This window comes from Rhodopseudomonas parapalustris (assembly GCF_053772255.1).
The window spans coordinates 1-13,708 of record NZ_JAMKBZ010000028.1 but is presented as its reverse complement, the minus strand read 5'-3'; the positions used below and the strand labels follow the sequence as shown (position 1 = coordinate 13,708).

Sequence of the window (13,708 nt, the reverse complement as noted above, 5' to 3'; positions counted from 1 at the left end):
GCCCGGGTGAGCGCAGCGATACCCGGGACGATTGATGTCTCCTGCATATCGCTTCGCTCATGCAGGCTGCCGTCCGCAATTATTTGTCACGCCGCTGACTTCACCACGCGCCATTTCACTGTCAGCCCCGCCGTCGTCGCCAGCAGCATCAGGGCGTCGAGGCTGAATTTGTCGATCCGTCCGCGGGGCAGATCATTCATCCGCGGCTGCGTCACGCCGAGGCGTTTGGCTGCTTCGGCTTGCGTGAGCTTCCAATCGTCGACCACGTTGCGGATCGCGATCATCAGCGCCGATCGGGCCTTCATGTTGGCGGCGTCTGCAGGGGACTCTTCCAACGCATCCCAGACGCTGTCGAATCGTTGTTCGCTCATGGTCTTTGTCTCCGCATCAGCGGCTCGATGCGGTCGGCTCACGCCCGTCGTGCCTTGCTCACCTTCAGCTCCAACCCCGCGCGATCCTGCAGATAGCCGATCACGCTGAACAGGTTCTTCGCCTGCGGGTTGCCGTTGGGGCCGAACATCCGGATCAGGCTTTTGGGCGGCAGTTCGGTCGCGGCGCCGAGTTGTTCGAAGCCGACGGTGGCCTTGATGTAGTCGCGCAGGACGGCTTTTCCGGTCTCGATATCACCCTTGAGCATCACCTCGATCGCTTCGCGCAGCAGGGCGTCGGCGAATGCCGGGTCCTTCGCGACGCGGTTCTGGATCAATTCTTTGAAGCTCTTCGTATTAGCCATTGCTCAGTCCTGACCGCCGCTTCTTGCTCTGCTTGTAGTCGCGCCAGTACACGATGGCTCGCGCGATATCGCTGCGTTGTCTCTTCTTGGTGCCACCGCAAAGCAGAATGACCAGCGTGTCGCCGTCACGCCCGAAATAGATCCGATAGCCGGGCCCGAAATCGATCTTGGTTTCGAGGACGCCTTCGCCGACCGACTTGACGTTGGAGAGGTTGCCGAGGGACAGCCGCGCCACGGCGGTCGTCACCTTGGCGGCTGCCATGACGTCGAGCCCGTCGAGCCAATCCGCGAATGGGCTTTCCCGATCCGCCGAATAGTAGCGAATGTCCAGCATAACCAAGGGTAACATATATGTTACCTTTGGTCCAGTACGCCCTCTATTCGATTGCGATTCGGGATGGTCTGTAGGGCCGCCTCTTCGGTCTGCTGTCCGGAGCAGCGGGTTACTTGACGGTGTCCCGCCGTTAACGTTCTTTGCCTTCGCTGCCTTCGTCCAGCGCTGACGCGGGTCCATCCCTGGTGTGGTGGCGCTGGCCTCCGCGCGACATGCAGCGCGCCGCTTCCCGCCCGGCCCGATTCGCTGTGATTCGTCACCGCTTTGTTCCGGTTGCGTTCGGAACGTTAAGACGCGCGGTGGCGGCTGTCGCAGGGTGGGACACCTCGGCTGGCATCGGCGGCTTCGACGCCGCGGCCGGCACCATGCTAGCGTCCCGACAACAACAGCCAACATCACAGGGAGATCGCGGATGATCAGCACCGCCGCCAAGCGCGCCACGTTTCGCAAGCTGCACGAGACCGGCTGTTTCGTGCTGCCGAATCCGTGGGATGTCGGCTCGGCGCGGGCGCTGGCGTCGCTCGGGTTTCAGGCGCTGGCCTCGACCAGCGCTGGCTTTGCCTGGTCGGCGGGGCGGGCGGACAATCAGGTGAGCTGCGACGACGTGCTGGCGCATCTGACGACGCTGTGCGCGGCGGTGGATCTGCCCGTCAACGCCGATTTCGAGAACGGCTTTGCCGACAGCCCGGACGCCCTCGCCGCCAATGTCACGCGCGCGATCGCCACCGGCATCGCGGGGCTGTCGATCGAGAATACGACCACCGATCCGGCGCAACCGTTCTACGACGACGCGCTCGCCGCCGAGCGGATCAAGGCGGCGCGGGCGGCGATCGATGCGTCGGCCGAGGACGTCGTGCTGGTGGCGCGCTGCGAAGGCTTCTTCAAGGGCGAGCGCGATCTCGCCAAGACCACCGCGCGGCTGGTGGCGTTCGCCGAGGCCGGCGCCGATTGCCTGTACGCGCCGGGCATCACCACCGAGGCCGAGATCACCACGCTGGTGAAGGCGGTGGCGCCGAAGCCACTCAACGTGCTGATCGCACAGCCGAGCATGACGGTGCCGATGCTCGCCGACCTCGGCGTCCGCCGCATCAGCGTCGGCGGCTCGCTGGCGCGCTGCGCCTGGGCCGGCTTCCTCGGCGCCGCGCGCGAGATCGCCGAGCAGGGCACCTTCACGGCCTTCGCCGGGGCGACCAAGGGCGCGGAGCTGAACGGGCTGTTTGCGGGGGAGTAGTGGCTGCGATCGGCTCGTGGCTCAACGAGCGTGATCCGAGTGAGCGAAGTGATGCCCGGGAGACTGGTGGCGGCCTCTCCTGAATGTCGCGTCGCTCATGCAGGCGACGGCTGAACTGCGGATTCGGTCCGCCGGCTTCACTCGGTGTTCATGCGCCAGCGTGGCCGTCACGATGGCCTGTTCGATGGTTTCTTGCCCGCAGAGGGGAGTTTCGCAGATCGCGCCTGCTGCTCGAGCTCGGTCAGTTCGTTGATCGCTGCCTGCTCGGCTGCATCGGTCTCGGTGGCGCGGCGGCGTTTATCGAATGTCTCGAAGCGGTCGAAAACGACCTGCTCCATCTGGAGATGGGAGATGCGGCCCGCGCCCTGCAACACTCCGCGTTCGTTGAAGGCGACGAAGCGGTCGGTCTGCGCCATCCATTCGGCCATCGTGGTCGGCTGGCGGTTGCGGGCGCGCAATTCAGCGAAGTCCAAGAAAGCAGTGGTTAGTAGGTTGAGGTCGCTGATCTCTTCGGCGGTCAGATAGTTTTTTGAGATCGCGACGTCGCCTTTGCGGACGCGGTCGCCCTTCCAGCTGGTGAGCGCCATGTTCGGCTGTGACGGGTCGGCCCTCGCGACGATCAGTTCGGCGGCGGTCATCCCGGTGATGGCGAACACCAGTTTGTTCTGGATCGAGGCGAAGAAGGTTTTCGCGGTCTCGTTCTTCGGGTCGTAATCGGCGCTTGTCGCGGCGAACACGTCGCGGACTTTTTGATAGAATCGCTTTTCCGACGCCCGGATATCGCGGATGCGTTCGAGCAGTTCGTCGAAATAGTCGAAGCCGGCAGGGTCCTTCAGGCGCTCGTCATTCATGACGAAGCCCTTAACCAGATAGTCGTTCAACACCTCAGTCGCCCAACGCCGGAACTGCACCCCGCGGGCGCTGCGGACTCGGTAGCCGACAGCCAGGATGGCATTGAGATTATAGAGCTTCGTCACATAGCGCTTGCCGTCGCCCGCAGTTGTCAAGGAATCCTTGACAACTGCCCCCTCGGCCAGTTCCGCATCGGCAAAGATGGTTTTGAAGTGCAAGCTGACATTCTGCTTGGTGGTGTCGAACAGCACCGCGATCTCGGCCTGGGTCAGCCACACCGTTCCGTCCACCAGACGAAGCTGCAACGCGTCGCGGCCGTCTTCCGTGCGATAGAGGATCAGTTCGCCTTCGCCCTTGCCGTCCTCTGGAGTCATGCCGCCTCACCGACGCTGTCCCGGCGTCGTAGATGCCGTTGGACCTACAATTCCTTCGACAGGTTTGCGGTCAATTGGCTCCGCACTTCAAGGTGTTATTTCGCATGGGGCAGCAAGCGTAAGCCGGATGATCGAAAGGCGGCATCCGGGGCCGTCTTGAGGCGCCTCCCCGCAAGGGGGAGGGGGAGCCTGTGGCGACGGCAAACAGTCGCGGGCAAATGTGCTGTTTGTTGACCGATCTACAGCCTCCTCCTCGGTCCCCGCCGCACCACCTCCCGCTCCGGCGGGGTGTAGGCGTCGTCCAGCAGCGCCATGGCTTCGGCGGGGATGCAGGTGGTGAAGACGCCGTTGTGACGCATGTCGGTCAGGGCTTTTCGGATCGCGCTTTCGCGGTCGAGCCAGTCCTCTTCGGTGCGGGGCGCCGGGCCGGGTTTGCCGGGGCGGCCGCGGCCTTTCTGGGTGAGCCGCGCCATTTTCAGCACCTCCATGGCCTCGATCAGCCGGTTGAGATCGACCGACGGCGCCTGCCACAGCTCGTCGACATAGCGTTCGGCAAGCTGCTGCAGCTTGTGGCTGAGCATCCGCAGCTTCAGCCGGCGGCCGGCGCGCTCGGTCGGCACGGTGTCGCTGGCGCGCGGCGCCAAAGGGTAACGGGCCCAGCCGCCGTCGCGGGCCCAGCGCCCGATGGTGCCGGCGCTGACGCCGGTCTTCGCCGCGATCTCCTTGTAGGTGAACGAGGTCTGTTCGATCAGCCGGCGCACATGAGCGACCTTGGCGTTGGTGTGCAGCCGCTTGCAGCCCTTCGGACGGCCGCCCGGGACCGGCGGCGGTCCGTCGTCCAGCGCCGCCAGGATCGGTCGGTCGATGGGGGAGTCGATCACGCGAATGGGGGAGCGAAAAACCGGGAAGGGCATGTTGGGCTCCGTTAAAGGCAAGGCATCAATTCAAAATAAGAATATATGCCTAATGTTCTGCCGCAGCAAGGCTCGCCCTGCAGCCATCGCATCGGGAAGAGCCCCGCCCCAGCGACAGGCGCCGGATTGAATGGGCAGAGCGTCGCGGCGCCGCCACGGCGATCGACCCCGCGCCCCGATGTTTCCGATCCGGGATGTTAACTTTTTCGCCCTGTTTCACCGCGGTGGATGAAGTGGCGGGTTCCAGCCTTGGTGTGGGCGGGAATGTCGACGCACAAGCTGCAGCGCTCGCCACGGCGGCAACGCCGATTCGCAGCGATTCGTCGCCGCTTTGTTCCGTCTGTGTGCCGAGTGTTAATGCGGGACGGGCGCGCTGTCGCAGAGCGGGACACCTCGACTGGGGTCTGACCGAGAACCTGCGCCGAAAACACGAATGCCCGGGACAGGCCCGGGCATTCGAAAATTCGATCAAGCAATCAAGCACGCTGCCGCAGCGGCCGGCACCAATTAGGTGCCGGACTTCACCTCTTGCACCGCCTGGGCATAGAACTCGGCCATCTTGGCGCGTAGTTCGGTCTCCGGCAGGGTGATGCCCTTGTCGGTGAGGTCCTTGGTGACCTTGCGCACCACGTCGTCGTCGCCGGCCTCTTCCAGATCGGCGATCACCACTTCCTTGGCATAAGCGGCGGCGGCGTCGCCGGACAGGCCGAGCTTTTCGGCGATCCAGAGGCCGAGCAGTTTGTCGCGGCGCGCTTCGGCCTTGAACTTCTGCTCCTCGTCGAGCGCGAACTTCCTCTCGAAGCCTTCCTCGCGCTTGTCGAACGTGGTCATGTCTGATGTTCCGATCTTGAGCCGGCAGAACGGCCGGTTTGCGGTGGGCGGGTTCGATGCCTAGATATCCAGAGCCGCCCGTTAAGACAACTGCCACAATGGCGCACAGCGAGGGGTAAAACTCCAGGGCCACCCGGCCGGATCGATTGTATCGAGGGGGCCAATCAGCTAGGTTGCAGCGAGGCTGGGTTCTCGTTCTGTTTCCTATTCCTGGCCTGTTCGGCAGCTCCGCCGTGGGCCGCTTTCGTCAGACGGAGCCCACCACCCGATGGATTTCAACAAAACACGGTACATCCCCATGAGCCGGCGACGTCGCATTTACGAAGGCAAGGCCAAGGTGCTGTATGAAGGTCCGGAACCCGGAACGCTGATTCAGCACTTCAAGGACGACGCCACCGCGTTCAATGCCAAGAAGCACCAGGTGATCGAGGGCAAGGGCGTCCTCAACAACCGGATCTCGGAATATCTGTTTCAGCACCTCAACGACATCGGGGTGCCGACCCATTTCATCCGCCGCCTCAACATGCGCGAGCAGCTGATCCGCGAAGTCGAGATCGTGCCGCTCGAGGTGGTGGTGCGCAACGTCGCCGCGGGTTCGCTGTCGCAGCGGCTCGGGATCGAGGAAGGCACGCAACTGCCGCGCTCGATCATCGAGTTCTACTACAAGAACGACCAGCTCAACGACCCGATGGTCTCCGAGGAGCACATCACCGCGTTCGGCTGGGCGACCCCGCAGGAGATCGACGACATCATGGCGCTGGCGATCCGCGTCAATGATTTCCTCACCGGCCTGTTCCTCGGCATCGGCATCCGCCTGGTCGACTTCAAGATGGAGTGCGGCCGGCTGTTCGAAGCCGAGATGATGCGTATCATCGTCGCCGACGAGATCTCACCGGATTCGTGCCGGCTGTGGGACATCAAGTCGAACGAGAAGCTCGACAAGGACCGCTTCCGCCGCGATCTCGGTGGCCTGCTCGAGGCCTACACCGAAGTCGCCAAGCGGCTCGGCATCCTGATGGAAAACGAGCGCCCGATCGGCTCCGGCCCGGTTCTGGTGAAGGGCTGACGTCGCTCGGGCGCGCTGAGCGCCCCGTCGACGTCATTCCGGGGCGCCGCGCAGCGGCGAACCCGGAATCCAGAAGTTATAGAACGATCGAGATTCCGGGTTCGCTCGCTTGCGCGAGCGCCCCGGAATGACCGGCAGGGCGAGGCTTTCGCCCGGCATGACGAGGGGATCATCGAGGCGACCATGAAGGCACGGGTAACTGTTACCTTGAAGAACGGGATCCTGGATCCGCAGGGCAAGGCGATCGAGGGCGCGCTGAAGTCGCTCGGCGTCGCCGGCATCGCCAGCGTGCGCCAGGGCAAGGTGTTCGACATCGAGCTCGACGGCGCCGCCGACAAGGCCAAGGCCGAAGCCGCCCTCAAGGACGCCGCCGACAAGCTGCTGGCCAACACCGTGATCGAGAATTATCGCGTCGAGGTGCTGGGCTAAGCCGACGTTCAGAGGATCAGGTCATGGCTGAAGTGAGCAATGAGTTGATTTTCGAGGTGCTGAAGCAGGTTCAGCAGCGATTGGACAAGGTCGACCATAAGGTGGACGAACTGAAGTCCGAAATGAACGCCATGCGTGGCTATTTGATTTCCATGCAACAGGACGTCCAGAACGTGTACGCAATCCTTGGTCGCTACGACGGCCGGCTCGAACACATTGAGCGCCGTCTCGAACTGAATGACGCACCGGCAATCTCGACCTGACAAATAGCAGTCGACGAGATCGTCCCAGGCCCGCTCTACGCGAAATCGGAAATTGCATGAAATCCGCCGTCCTCGTCTTCCCCGGCATCAATCGCGAGCGTGACATGGCGCGCGCGCTGAAACTCGTCTCCGGCAACGATGCCGCGATGGTGTGGCACGCCGAAACCGAACTGCCGAAGGGCACCGACCTCGTCGTCGTCCCGGGCGGCTTCTCCTATGGCGATTACTTGCGCTGCGGCGCGATCGCGGCGCGGGCGCCGGTGATGGACGCGGTGCGCAAGTTCGCCGCCGATGGCGGCCTGGTGCTCGGCGTCTGCAACGGCTTTCAGATCCTGTGCGAGTCCGGCCTGCTGCCGGGCGTGCTGATGCGCAACGCGCGGCTGAAGTTCATCTGCCGCGACGTGCATCTGCGCGTTGAACGCAACGACACTCCGTTTACCCGCGGCTACAAGGCCGGGCAGGTGATCAAGGTGCCGGTGGCGCACGGCGAGGGCAATTACGAAGCCGACGAAGACACCGTGAAGCGGCTCGAAGGCGACGGCCGGGTGCTGTATCGCTACTGCTCGCCGGAAGGCGAGATCGGCGAGAGCCACAACATCAACGGCGCCGCCGCCTCGATCGCCGGCATCGTCTCCGAGCGCGGCAACGTGCTCGGCATGATGCCGCATCCGGAAAACCACGTCGAAGACATCATGGGCTGCACCGACGGCCGCGGCCTGTTCGCCGGCCTCGCCCAGCACTTCGCCAAGGCGGCGTGAGCGGCAGCTCTTTGATGATCTTCGTCATGGCCGGGCTTTGTCCCGGCCATCTACGTCTTTCCTGCACATCGGTCTGAAGACGTGGATGCCCGGCACAAGGCCGGGCATGACGTGTCGTGAGTCTGAACCCAAGCTCCGTGCTCGAGCGGGCGGCCGGTTGCGTACGTATCAGGCTTGCCGCAGCCATGAAAAAGCCCCCGCGAACCGGGGGCTTTTTGTTGAGCTACGCCGTTTCGGTGGCGATTATCAGCTTTCGCCGAACACCCGCTTGAAGATGGTGTCGACGTGCTTGTGGTGATAGCCGAGGTCGAACTGCTCTTCGATCTCGGCGTCGGTCATGTACTTCTTCATGTCCGGGTCGTTCTTCAGCAGCGTCAGGAAGTCGCCTTCGCCGCGCCACACCGGCATCGCGTTGCGCTGGACCAGCTTGTAGCTCTCCTCGCGCGAGCAGCCCTTCTGGGTCAGCGCGGTGAGCAGCCGCTGCGAATGCACCAGGCCGCCGAGGCGGTCGAGGTTCCTGGTCATGTTCTCCGGATACACCACCAGCTTCTCGATCACGCCGGCGAGGCGGTTGAGCGCGAAGTCCAGCGTCACGGTGGCGTCGGGCGCCAGCATCCGCTCGGCCGAGGAGTGCGAGATGTCGCGCTCGTGCCACAGCACCACGTTCTCCATCGCCGGCATCACATAGGCGCGCACCATGCGGGCGAGGCCGGTGAGGTTCTCGGTCAGCACCGGGTTGCGCTTGTGCGGCATCGAGGAGGAGCCCTTCTGGCCCTCGGAGAAGTACTCCTCGGCCTCGAGCACTTCGGTGCGCTGCAGATGGCGGATCTCGGTGGCGAGCCGCTCCATCGACGACGCGATCACGCCGAGCACCGCGAAGAACATCGCGTGGCGGTCGCGCGGGATCACTTGCGTCGACACCGGCTCGACCGCGAGGCCCATCGCTTTGGCGACGTGTTCTTCGACCCGCGGGTCTATATGCGCAAAGGTGCCGACCGAGCCGGAGATCGCGCAGGTCGCGACCTCCTTGCGGGCCGCGATCAGGCGGTCGCGGGCGCGGCTGAACTCGGCGTAGGCGTAGGCCATCTTCAGGCCGAACGTCACCGGCTCGGCGTGGATGCCGTGCGAGCGGCCGATAGCGGGGGTCATCTTGTGCTCGAAGGCGCGGGCCTTCAGCGCCGCCAGCACGCGGTCGAGGTCGGCCAGCAGAATGTCGGCGGCGCGGGTGAGCTGGACGTTGAAGCAGGTGTCGAGCACGTCCGACGAGGTCATGCCCTGGTGCACGAACCGCGACATCGGGCCGACGAACTCGGCCAGATGGGTCAGGAAGGCGATGACGTCGTGCTTGACCTCGCGCTCGATCTCGTCGATCCGCGCCACGTCGAACGCCGCGTCCTTGCCGCCCTTCCAGATCGCCTCGGCGGCCTCCTTCGGGATCACCCCGAGCGCCGCCTGCGCGTCGGAGGCATGGGCCTCGATCTCGAACCAGATCTTGAAACGGGTCAGCGGCTCCCAAATGGCAGCCATTTCCGGACGGGTATAACGCGGGATCATCGCAAACTCGTGGGTTCTGGGGATTACGCCGCGCTTTAGCAGATCGGCGGGGCAGGGGCTAGGGACGGGGAGGGAGTGGGACGGGCGGGGGGCGCCGCCACCCGGGCTTCAGGCCCGGCTGGGCGAAGCCCGAATTCCGCGGTTGGCAGAACCTGTCTTTTCACCGCGTCATTCCGGCCTGCGCGCTCCGGGCGCCCCGGAATGACGAACGAGGGGGGTGTAACAGCTGCAGGGGGGGGGGACCGATTATGTGGCGCAGTCGCAGCCACATTCATTTGCGTCATGCGCGGGCTTGACCCGCGCATCCATCGCGCGCGTCAGCGCGCTATCTTGCGAAGAGTGATGGATTGCCGGGTCAAGCCCGGCAATGACGGCGATGTAAGCGAGCAGCCGCTAGATGAACACAGTGATACTTGTGTAAGTCGAAATGGAGGCTGAGTGTGCTCAGGTGGTGCTACATCATCAGTCCCACCTGGCACGGTGCGCACTTTTGCCTCTCGTCAGTTTCGACGAGTTTGGTCTGAACGGTCTTTAAACCACTTCCCCCCGCGCGCTCATCGCCGCATTCCTGATCCCCGCGATGTTGGCCTTGTAGGCTTCCAGCGTGCCGCCCTTGAACACGGCCGAGCCCGCCACGAGTGCATTGGCGCCCGCTGCGGCGAGTTCGCCGGCGACCTTGTCGGAGACGCCGCCGTCGACTTCGATGTCGATCGGGCGGTCGCCGATCATCGCGCGGATCTGGCGGATCTTTTGAACTGCGCTCGGGATGAAGGCCTGGCCGCCGAAGCCGGGGTTGACCGACATCACCAGCACCAGATCGATGTCGTCGAGCACGTATTCGATCGCGCTCGGATGCGTGCCGGGATTGAGCGAGACGCCGGCCTTCTTGCCGAGACCGCGGATCGCCTGCAGCGAGCGGTGCAGATGCGGGCCGGCTTCGGCGTGCACGGTGATATGGTCGCAGCCAGCCTTGGCGAAGGCCTCGAGATACGGATCGCACGGCGCGATCATCAGATGGGCGTCGAAGATCTTCTTGGTGTGCGGCCGCATCGCCTTGATCACGTCCGGGCCGTAGGAAATGTTCGGCACGAAATGGCCGTCCATCACGTCGAGATGGATCCAGTCGCAGCCGGCGGTGTCGACCGCACGGACCTCTTCGCCCAGCTTGGAAAAGTCCGAGGCGAGGATCGAGGGCGCGATGGCGAGCGGACGGTGCGCGAAGGAGGACATCAGGGCTTCCGGTTGCGTGTGAGTGGATCAGCTTCGCTACCACGCCGCGCCGGTTTCCCGCAAATCGAGAGCGCAAACTTGGCTGCGCGCGCCCGGCAGGTTGTGCCGGAGGAGGCAGAAATTGCCGTCCCGGCGGCGCCGCGACGGACGGAAAAGTCCAGCATTTCCGGTGATTTCGAGGCTGGCACAGGGATTGCTCCACAACATGCCGGAATGGGTAGTTGCCGGCCGCGGCGAGCGGTGTAATGCGGAGTTTCAGTCATGCTGCCTGCCCTTGGCGCGCTCGGCGCGCTGTCCGGACTGCTCAATACGCTGAGCGCGGCGACATCGAAGTCGAAATCGTCGGCGCAGACCACCAGCTTCACCAATCCGTTCGCCAGCTCCAGCAGCAGCGCGAGCACTTCGTCGTTCCCGAGCCTGCCCACCAGCGGCAGCGGTTCGCTTCCGAGCAGCGGACTGTCGCAGGAGACGATGCAGGCGCTGCTCGACGCGCAGAGCCAGCAGTCGACCTCCAGTTCGAGCTCGACCGCCTCGAAGACCCGCGATGCCGCGCTGAAGGATCTGTTCAAACAGATCGACGCCGACGGCGACGGCTCGATCACCAAGAGCGAATTCGAGAACGCGCTCGGCGCAGGCGGCACCAATGTCGCCAATGCCGATAAGGTGTTTGGCAAGCTCGATGGCGACGGCGACGGCCAGGTCAGCCTCGACGAGATGTCCTCCGCACTGAAGGGCAATCGTCGCCATCATGCGCATGGCGGCAACGGCGCGAATAGCGGCGGCTCCAGCGATGCACTGCTTCAGGCCGACGGCAGCAAGGTGACGATGACGCAGGCGGCGACCAACTCCTCGTCGGGCAGCGCGACCTCGTCGTACAATTTCGTCGAGCAACTGATCCAGCGCCAAGCCGCGCAGATCCAGGCTGCCTCGGCCTCGTCGCTGTCGGTCAGCGTCTGAACCGATCGCGCCACGCCTGCTGCGCGTCCTTGAACGGCAGCGCGGTGGCCTCATAGACGCCGCGCGCGATCGCCCGTGCCACCGTGTTGGCCGCGATGGCGCCGAGCTCGGTGAGGCCGGCCAGAGGCTCGACCGGTTTGACGCCGGTGGCGGCGGCAAACACCACGTCGCCGTCGAGCGGCGCGTGCACCGGATAGATCGCACGGGCGAATCCAGTCTGCGCCAGCATCGCCAGCCGCTTGACCTGGGTCTTGGTGAGTGCGGCATCGGTGACCACCGCGACCAGCGTGGTGTTCTCGACCGCGCTCGGGGTTGCGGCGCCTTTCAGCCGCACCTGCAGCATCTCCGGCGTGAACCTGTCTGGCATCCCGAGTCCGCCGAACTCGTCGCCCACTTCGAACGGCGCCGACCAGAACCACGGGCCGTCGCCGATCGTGGCGCTGCCGATCGCGTTGACGACCGCAATGGCGCCGACGGTGACGCCGTCCGGCGTCGTCGCTGAGGCCGAGCCGAGCCCGCCTTTCAGCGTTGCGGTGGTGGCGCCGAGGCCGGCGCCGACGCTGCCGAGCGCGAAGCTGTCGCCGGCGGCCTCGGCCGCCGCGTAACCGAGGTCGCGATACGGCGAGAACCGGCCCCAGGCCTTGTCGCCGCCGTTGATCATGTCGAACACCACCGCCCCCGGCACGATCGGAATCGTCGCATTGCCGATCGCAAAGCCGCGACCGCGTTCGGCGAGCCAGGCCTGCACGCCGCCGCCGGAATCGAGCCCGAATGCCGAGCCGCCCGACAGCGTGAAGCCGTCGACCTGTTCGACGGTGTTGACCGGTTCCAGCAGTACGCCGTCGCGAATCCCCGGGCCGCCGCCGCGCACGTCGATCGAGGCGACCGCCGGCTTGTCGAACAAAATCGCGGTGACACCGGAAGCGAGCGTATAGTCGTGCGCGTGGCCGACGCGAACGCCGGCAACATCGGTCATCAGGTTGTGCAAGATCGAACCGTCCGGAAAGCTGACTGAAGGGGGAACATTGTCGGCATAAACAATTGGTCGAAGCAATCCCTCGGGCGCGATCACAAGGCGCGGAACGTTGACGCAGCGGCTTGCATGGGTGGGAAGCGCAGGTGCATGTAGCCGGCCATGATCCACGACGTTTCGATCCCCGCCGCCCTGATCGCCGGCCTGGTCAGTTTCCTGTCGCCTTGCGTGCTGCCGCTGGTGCCGCCGTACCTGATCTATCTGACCGGCGCGACGATCGAGCATGTCGCCGCCGACGAGGCCGAGCGCAGCTCGAAGCGTGCGGTGATGATCTCCGCGGCGATGTTCGTGCTCGGCTTCTCCACCGTGTTCGTCGCGCTCGGCGCCAGCGCCAGCCTGGTCGGCACCCTGATCCGCGCCTATTCGGCACAGCTCGCGATCGTCGCCGGTGTCGTGATCATCCTGATGGGGCTGCACTTCCTCGGCCTGACGCGGATCAACATCCTGATGCGCGAAGGCCGCCTGCCGATTCCAAAGCCGGTCGGGCTGTGGGGCGCTTACGTGATGGGGCTGGCGTTCGCGTTCGGCTGGACGCCGTGCATCGGCCCGATCCTGGCTGCGATCCTGTCGGTGGCTGCTGCGGAGGCGACGGTGGCCAAGGGCGCCGGGCTGCTGGCGATCTATTCGCTCGGCCTCGGCGTGCCGTTCCTGCTCGCCGCGCTGATGGTCGAACAGTTCTCCGGCCTGTTCGCCCGGATGAAGAAACACCTCGCCACAGTCGAGCGGGTGATGGGCGTGCTGATGGTCCTCACCGGCATCGGCTTCCTCACCGGCGCCATCAGCGACGTCAGTATCTGGCTGCTGAACACCTTCCCGGCGCTGGGGAATATTGGGTAGGCGTCTTGGTCGCGGCCGGGCATCGAACCTCAATTGCTCGCCATTCCGGCTCGACTTGGCGATCCATCATTCCTTGTAATTACTTGATGCGAGCGCGCTCGCGCTTGGATGGATGCGCGGGTCAAGCCCGCGCATGACGCTGTGCAAGTGATCGCGGTCTTGGCCGAGAACGGATGACAGCGGAAATCTTTTCTCGGCGTCATTGCCGGGCTTGACCCGGCAATCCATCCTCTTGGATGATAAAGCTGTTTCAGCGAAGGCTCTCGTTGGAGAGTCGGCATGGCCTATTGGGTCGTCCGTGAAGTTTGCTGA

Annotated in this window: 17 protein-coding genes; 7 read left to right on the top strand and 10 right to left on the bottom strand. The window is 64.6% G+C overall.

Going from position 1 to position 13,708, the window contains the following annotated elements:
• Positions 1-86: 86 nt before the first annotated feature.
• The 3 genes from M9H71_RS20065 to M9H71_RS20055 are packed head-to-tail and all read right to left on the bottom strand — an operon-like array spanning position 87 to position 1,082.
• Positions 87-371 carry a helix-turn-helix domain-containing protein gene (locus M9H71_RS20065; protein ID WP_455406679.1) on the bottom strand — a complete coding sequence of 95 codons (285 nt, stop codon included), beginning with the start codon at positions 369-371 and terminating at the stop codon, positions 87-89.
• A 38-nt stretch (positions 372-409) separates the two neighbouring features.
• The gene (locus M9H71_RS20060; RefSeq protein ID WP_164638635.1) at positions 410-733 is read right to left on the bottom strand and encodes a transcriptional regulator; all 324 of its coding nucleotides are present in this window, start codon (positions 731-733) and stop codon (positions 410-412) included.
• The gene (locus M9H71_RS20055) at positions 726-1,082 is read right to left on the bottom strand and encodes a type II toxin-antitoxin system RelE/ParE family toxin (protein ID WP_455406678.1); all 357 of its coding nucleotides are present in this window, start codon (positions 1,080-1,082) and stop codon (positions 726-728) included. Before M9H71_RS20055 ends, M9H71_RS20060 begins: the two co-directional genes overlap by 8 nt.
• 397 nt (positions 1,083-1,479) lie before the next feature.
• Between M9H71_RS20055 and M9H71_RS20050 the strand changes: the two genes are divergently transcribed.
• The gene (locus M9H71_RS20050) at positions 1,480-2,298 is read left to right on the top strand and encodes an isocitrate lyase/PEP mutase family protein (RefSeq protein ID WP_455406677.1); all 819 of its coding nucleotides are present in this window, start codon (positions 1,480-1,482) and stop codon (positions 2,296-2,298) included.
• Between the two features lie 167 nt (positions 2,299-2,465).
• On the opposite strand, the gene M9H71_RS20045 is transcribed toward M9H71_RS20050, so the two are convergent.
• The 3 genes from M9H71_RS20045 to M9H71_RS20035 form a co-directional block, all read right to left on the bottom strand.
• Positions 2,466-3,524 (bottom strand): virulence RhuM family protein, encoded by a 1,059-nt coding sequence (locus tag M9H71_RS20045; RefSeq protein WP_455406676.1) that lies wholly within the window; start codon positions 3,522-3,524, stop codon positions 2,466-2,468.
• 239 nt (positions 3,525-3,763) lie between these two features.
• Positions 3,764-4,438 carry a hypothetical protein gene (locus tag M9H71_RS20040; protein ID WP_455406675.1) on the bottom strand — a complete coding sequence of 225 codons (675 nt, stop codon included), beginning with the start codon at positions 4,436-4,438 and terminating at the stop codon, positions 3,764-3,766.
• Positions 4,439-4,945: 507 nt separating this feature from the next.
• Positions 4,946-5,269 carry a DUF1476 domain-containing protein gene (locus M9H71_RS20035; RefSeq protein ID WP_164605732.1) on the bottom strand — a complete coding sequence of 108 codons (324 nt, stop codon included), beginning with the start codon at positions 5,267-5,269 and terminating at the stop codon, positions 4,946-4,948.
• A 298-nt stretch (positions 5,270-5,567) separates the two neighbouring features.
• Between M9H71_RS20035 and purC the strand changes: the two genes are divergently transcribed.
• The 4 genes from purC (at position 5,568) to purQ (ending at position 7,785) form a co-directional block, all read left to right on the top strand.
• A complete protein-coding gene (gene purC / locus M9H71_RS20030) occupies positions 5,568-6,335 on the top strand; it encodes a phosphoribosylaminoimidazolesuccinocarboxamide synthase (RefSeq protein ID WP_181902418.1) in 768 nt (255 codons plus the stop codon).
• A 183-nt stretch (positions 6,336-6,518) separates the two neighbouring features.
• The gene (gene purS, locus M9H71_RS20025; RefSeq protein ID WP_011159358.1) at positions 6,519-6,764 is read left to right on the top strand and encodes a phosphoribosylformylglycinamidine synthase subunit PurS; all 246 of its coding nucleotides are present in this window, start codon (positions 6,519-6,521) and stop codon (positions 6,762-6,764) included.
• 23 nt (positions 6,765-6,787) lie between these two features.
• Positions 6,788-7,027 (top strand): hypothetical protein, encoded by a 240-nt coding sequence (locus tag M9H71_RS20020; RefSeq protein WP_011159357.1) that lies wholly within the window; start codon positions 6,788-6,790, stop codon positions 7,025-7,027.
• 56 nt (positions 7,028-7,083) lie between these two features.
• Complete coding sequence (gene purQ, locus M9H71_RS20015; RefSeq protein WP_455406674.1) at positions 7,084-7,785, top strand: phosphoribosylformylglycinamidine synthase subunit PurQ; 702 nt, start codon at positions 7,084-7,086, stop codon at positions 7,783-7,785.
• Between the two features lie 246 nt (positions 7,786-8,031).
• Here purQ and purB read toward each other — a convergent pair whose 3' ends face one another.
• Positions 8,032-9,339: an adenylosuccinate lyase gene (gene purB, locus M9H71_RS20010; RefSeq protein ID WP_455406673.1), complete on the bottom strand. Its 1,308-nt coding sequence runs from the start codon at positions 9,337-9,339 to the stop codon at positions 8,032-8,034.
• Positions 9,340-9,870: 531 nt separating this feature from the next.
• Positions 9,871-10,569: a ribulose-phosphate 3-epimerase gene (gene rpe, locus M9H71_RS20005; protein WP_110788544.1), complete on the bottom strand. Its 699-nt coding sequence runs from the start codon at positions 10,567-10,569 to the stop codon at positions 9,871-9,873.
• 261 nt (positions 10,570-10,830) lie between these two features.
• On the opposite strand from rpe, the gene M9H71_RS20000 reads away from it, so the two are divergent.
• Entirely contained in the window at positions 10,831-11,526 is a 696-nt protein-coding gene (locus M9H71_RS20000; protein WP_455406672.1) for an EF-hand domain-containing protein, read from the top strand.
• On the opposite strand, the gene M9H71_RS19995 is transcribed toward M9H71_RS20000, so the two are convergent.
• Positions 11,516-12,514, bottom strand: a complete 999-nt coding sequence (locus M9H71_RS19995) for a P1 family peptidase (protein ID WP_455406671.1) — start codon at positions 12,512-12,514, stop codon at positions 11,516-11,518. The genes M9H71_RS20000 and M9H71_RS19995 overlap by 11 nt on opposite strands.
• 147 nt (positions 12,515-12,661) lie before the next feature.
• Here M9H71_RS19995 and M9H71_RS19990 point away from each other — a divergent pair, with 147 nt between their 5' ends.
• Positions 12,662-13,396, top strand: coding sequence for a cytochrome c biogenesis CcdA family protein (locus M9H71_RS19990; RefSeq protein WP_164607613.1), 735 nt, complete (start codon positions 12,662-12,664; stop codon positions 13,394-13,396).
• A gap of 66 nt (positions 13,397-13,462) precedes the next feature.
• On the opposite strand, the gene M9H71_RS19985 is transcribed toward M9H71_RS19990, so the two are convergent.
• Positions 13,463-13,708: hypothetical protein (locus M9H71_RS19985; RefSeq protein ID WP_455406670.1), on the bottom strand; the 246-nt coding region annotated here is incomplete at its 5' end.

Excerpts from the sequence above, each read along its gene's own strand:
- M9H71_RS20065 (WP_455406679.1), bottom strand. The coding sequence starts at position 371 with ATGAGCGAACAACGATTCGACAGCGTCTGGGATGCGTTGGAAGAGTCC.
- M9H71_RS20060 (WP_164638635.1), bottom strand. The coding sequence starts at position 733 with ATGGCTAATACGAAGAGCTTCAAAGAATTGATCCAGAACCGCGTCGCG.
- M9H71_RS20055 (WP_455406678.1), bottom strand. The coding sequence starts at position 1,082 with ATGTTACCCTTGGTTATGCTGGACATTCGCTACTATTCGGCGGATCGG.
- M9H71_RS20050 (WP_455406677.1), top strand. The coding sequence starts at position 1,480 with ATGATCAGCACCGCCGCCAAGCGCGCCACGTTTCGCAAGCTGCACGAG.
- M9H71_RS20045 (WP_455406676.1), bottom strand. The coding sequence starts at position 3,524 with ATGACTCCAGAGGACGGCAAGGGCGAAGGCGAACTGATCCTCTATCGC.
- M9H71_RS20040 (WP_455406675.1), bottom strand. The coding sequence starts at position 4,438 with ATGCCCTTCCCGGTTTTTCGCTCCCCCATTCGCGTGATCGACTCCCCC.
- M9H71_RS20035 (WP_164605732.1), bottom strand. The coding sequence starts at position 5,269 with ATGACCACGTTCGACAAGCGCGAGGAAGGCTTCGAGAGGAAGTTCGCG.
- purC (WP_181902418.1), top strand. The coding sequence starts at position 5,568 with ATGAGCCGGCGACGTCGCATTTACGAAGGCAAGGCCAAGGTGCTGTAT.
- purS (WP_011159358.1), top strand. The coding sequence starts at position 6,519 with ATGAAGGCACGGGTAACTGTTACCTTGAAGAACGGGATCCTGGATCCG.
- M9H71_RS20020 (WP_011159357.1), top strand. The coding sequence starts at position 6,788 with ATGGCTGAAGTGAGCAATGAGTTGATTTTCGAGGTGCTGAAGCAGGTT.
- purQ (WP_455406674.1), top strand. The coding sequence starts at position 7,084 with ATGAAATCCGCCGTCCTCGTCTTCCCCGGCATCAATCGCGAGCGTGAC.
- purB (WP_455406673.1), bottom strand. The coding sequence starts at position 9,339 with ATGATCCCGCGTTATACCCGTCCGGAAATGGCTGCCATTTGGGAGCCG.
- rpe (WP_110788544.1), bottom strand. The coding sequence starts at position 10,569 with ATGTCCTCCTTCGCGCACCGTCCGCTCGCCATCGCGCCCTCGATCCTC.
- M9H71_RS20000 (WP_455406672.1), top strand. The coding sequence starts at position 10,831 with ATGCTGCCTGCCCTTGGCGCGCTCGGCGCGCTGTCCGGACTGCTCAAT.
- M9H71_RS19990 (WP_164607613.1), top strand. The coding sequence starts at position 12,662 with ATGATCCACGACGTTTCGATCCCCGCCGCCCTGATCGCCGGCCTGGTC.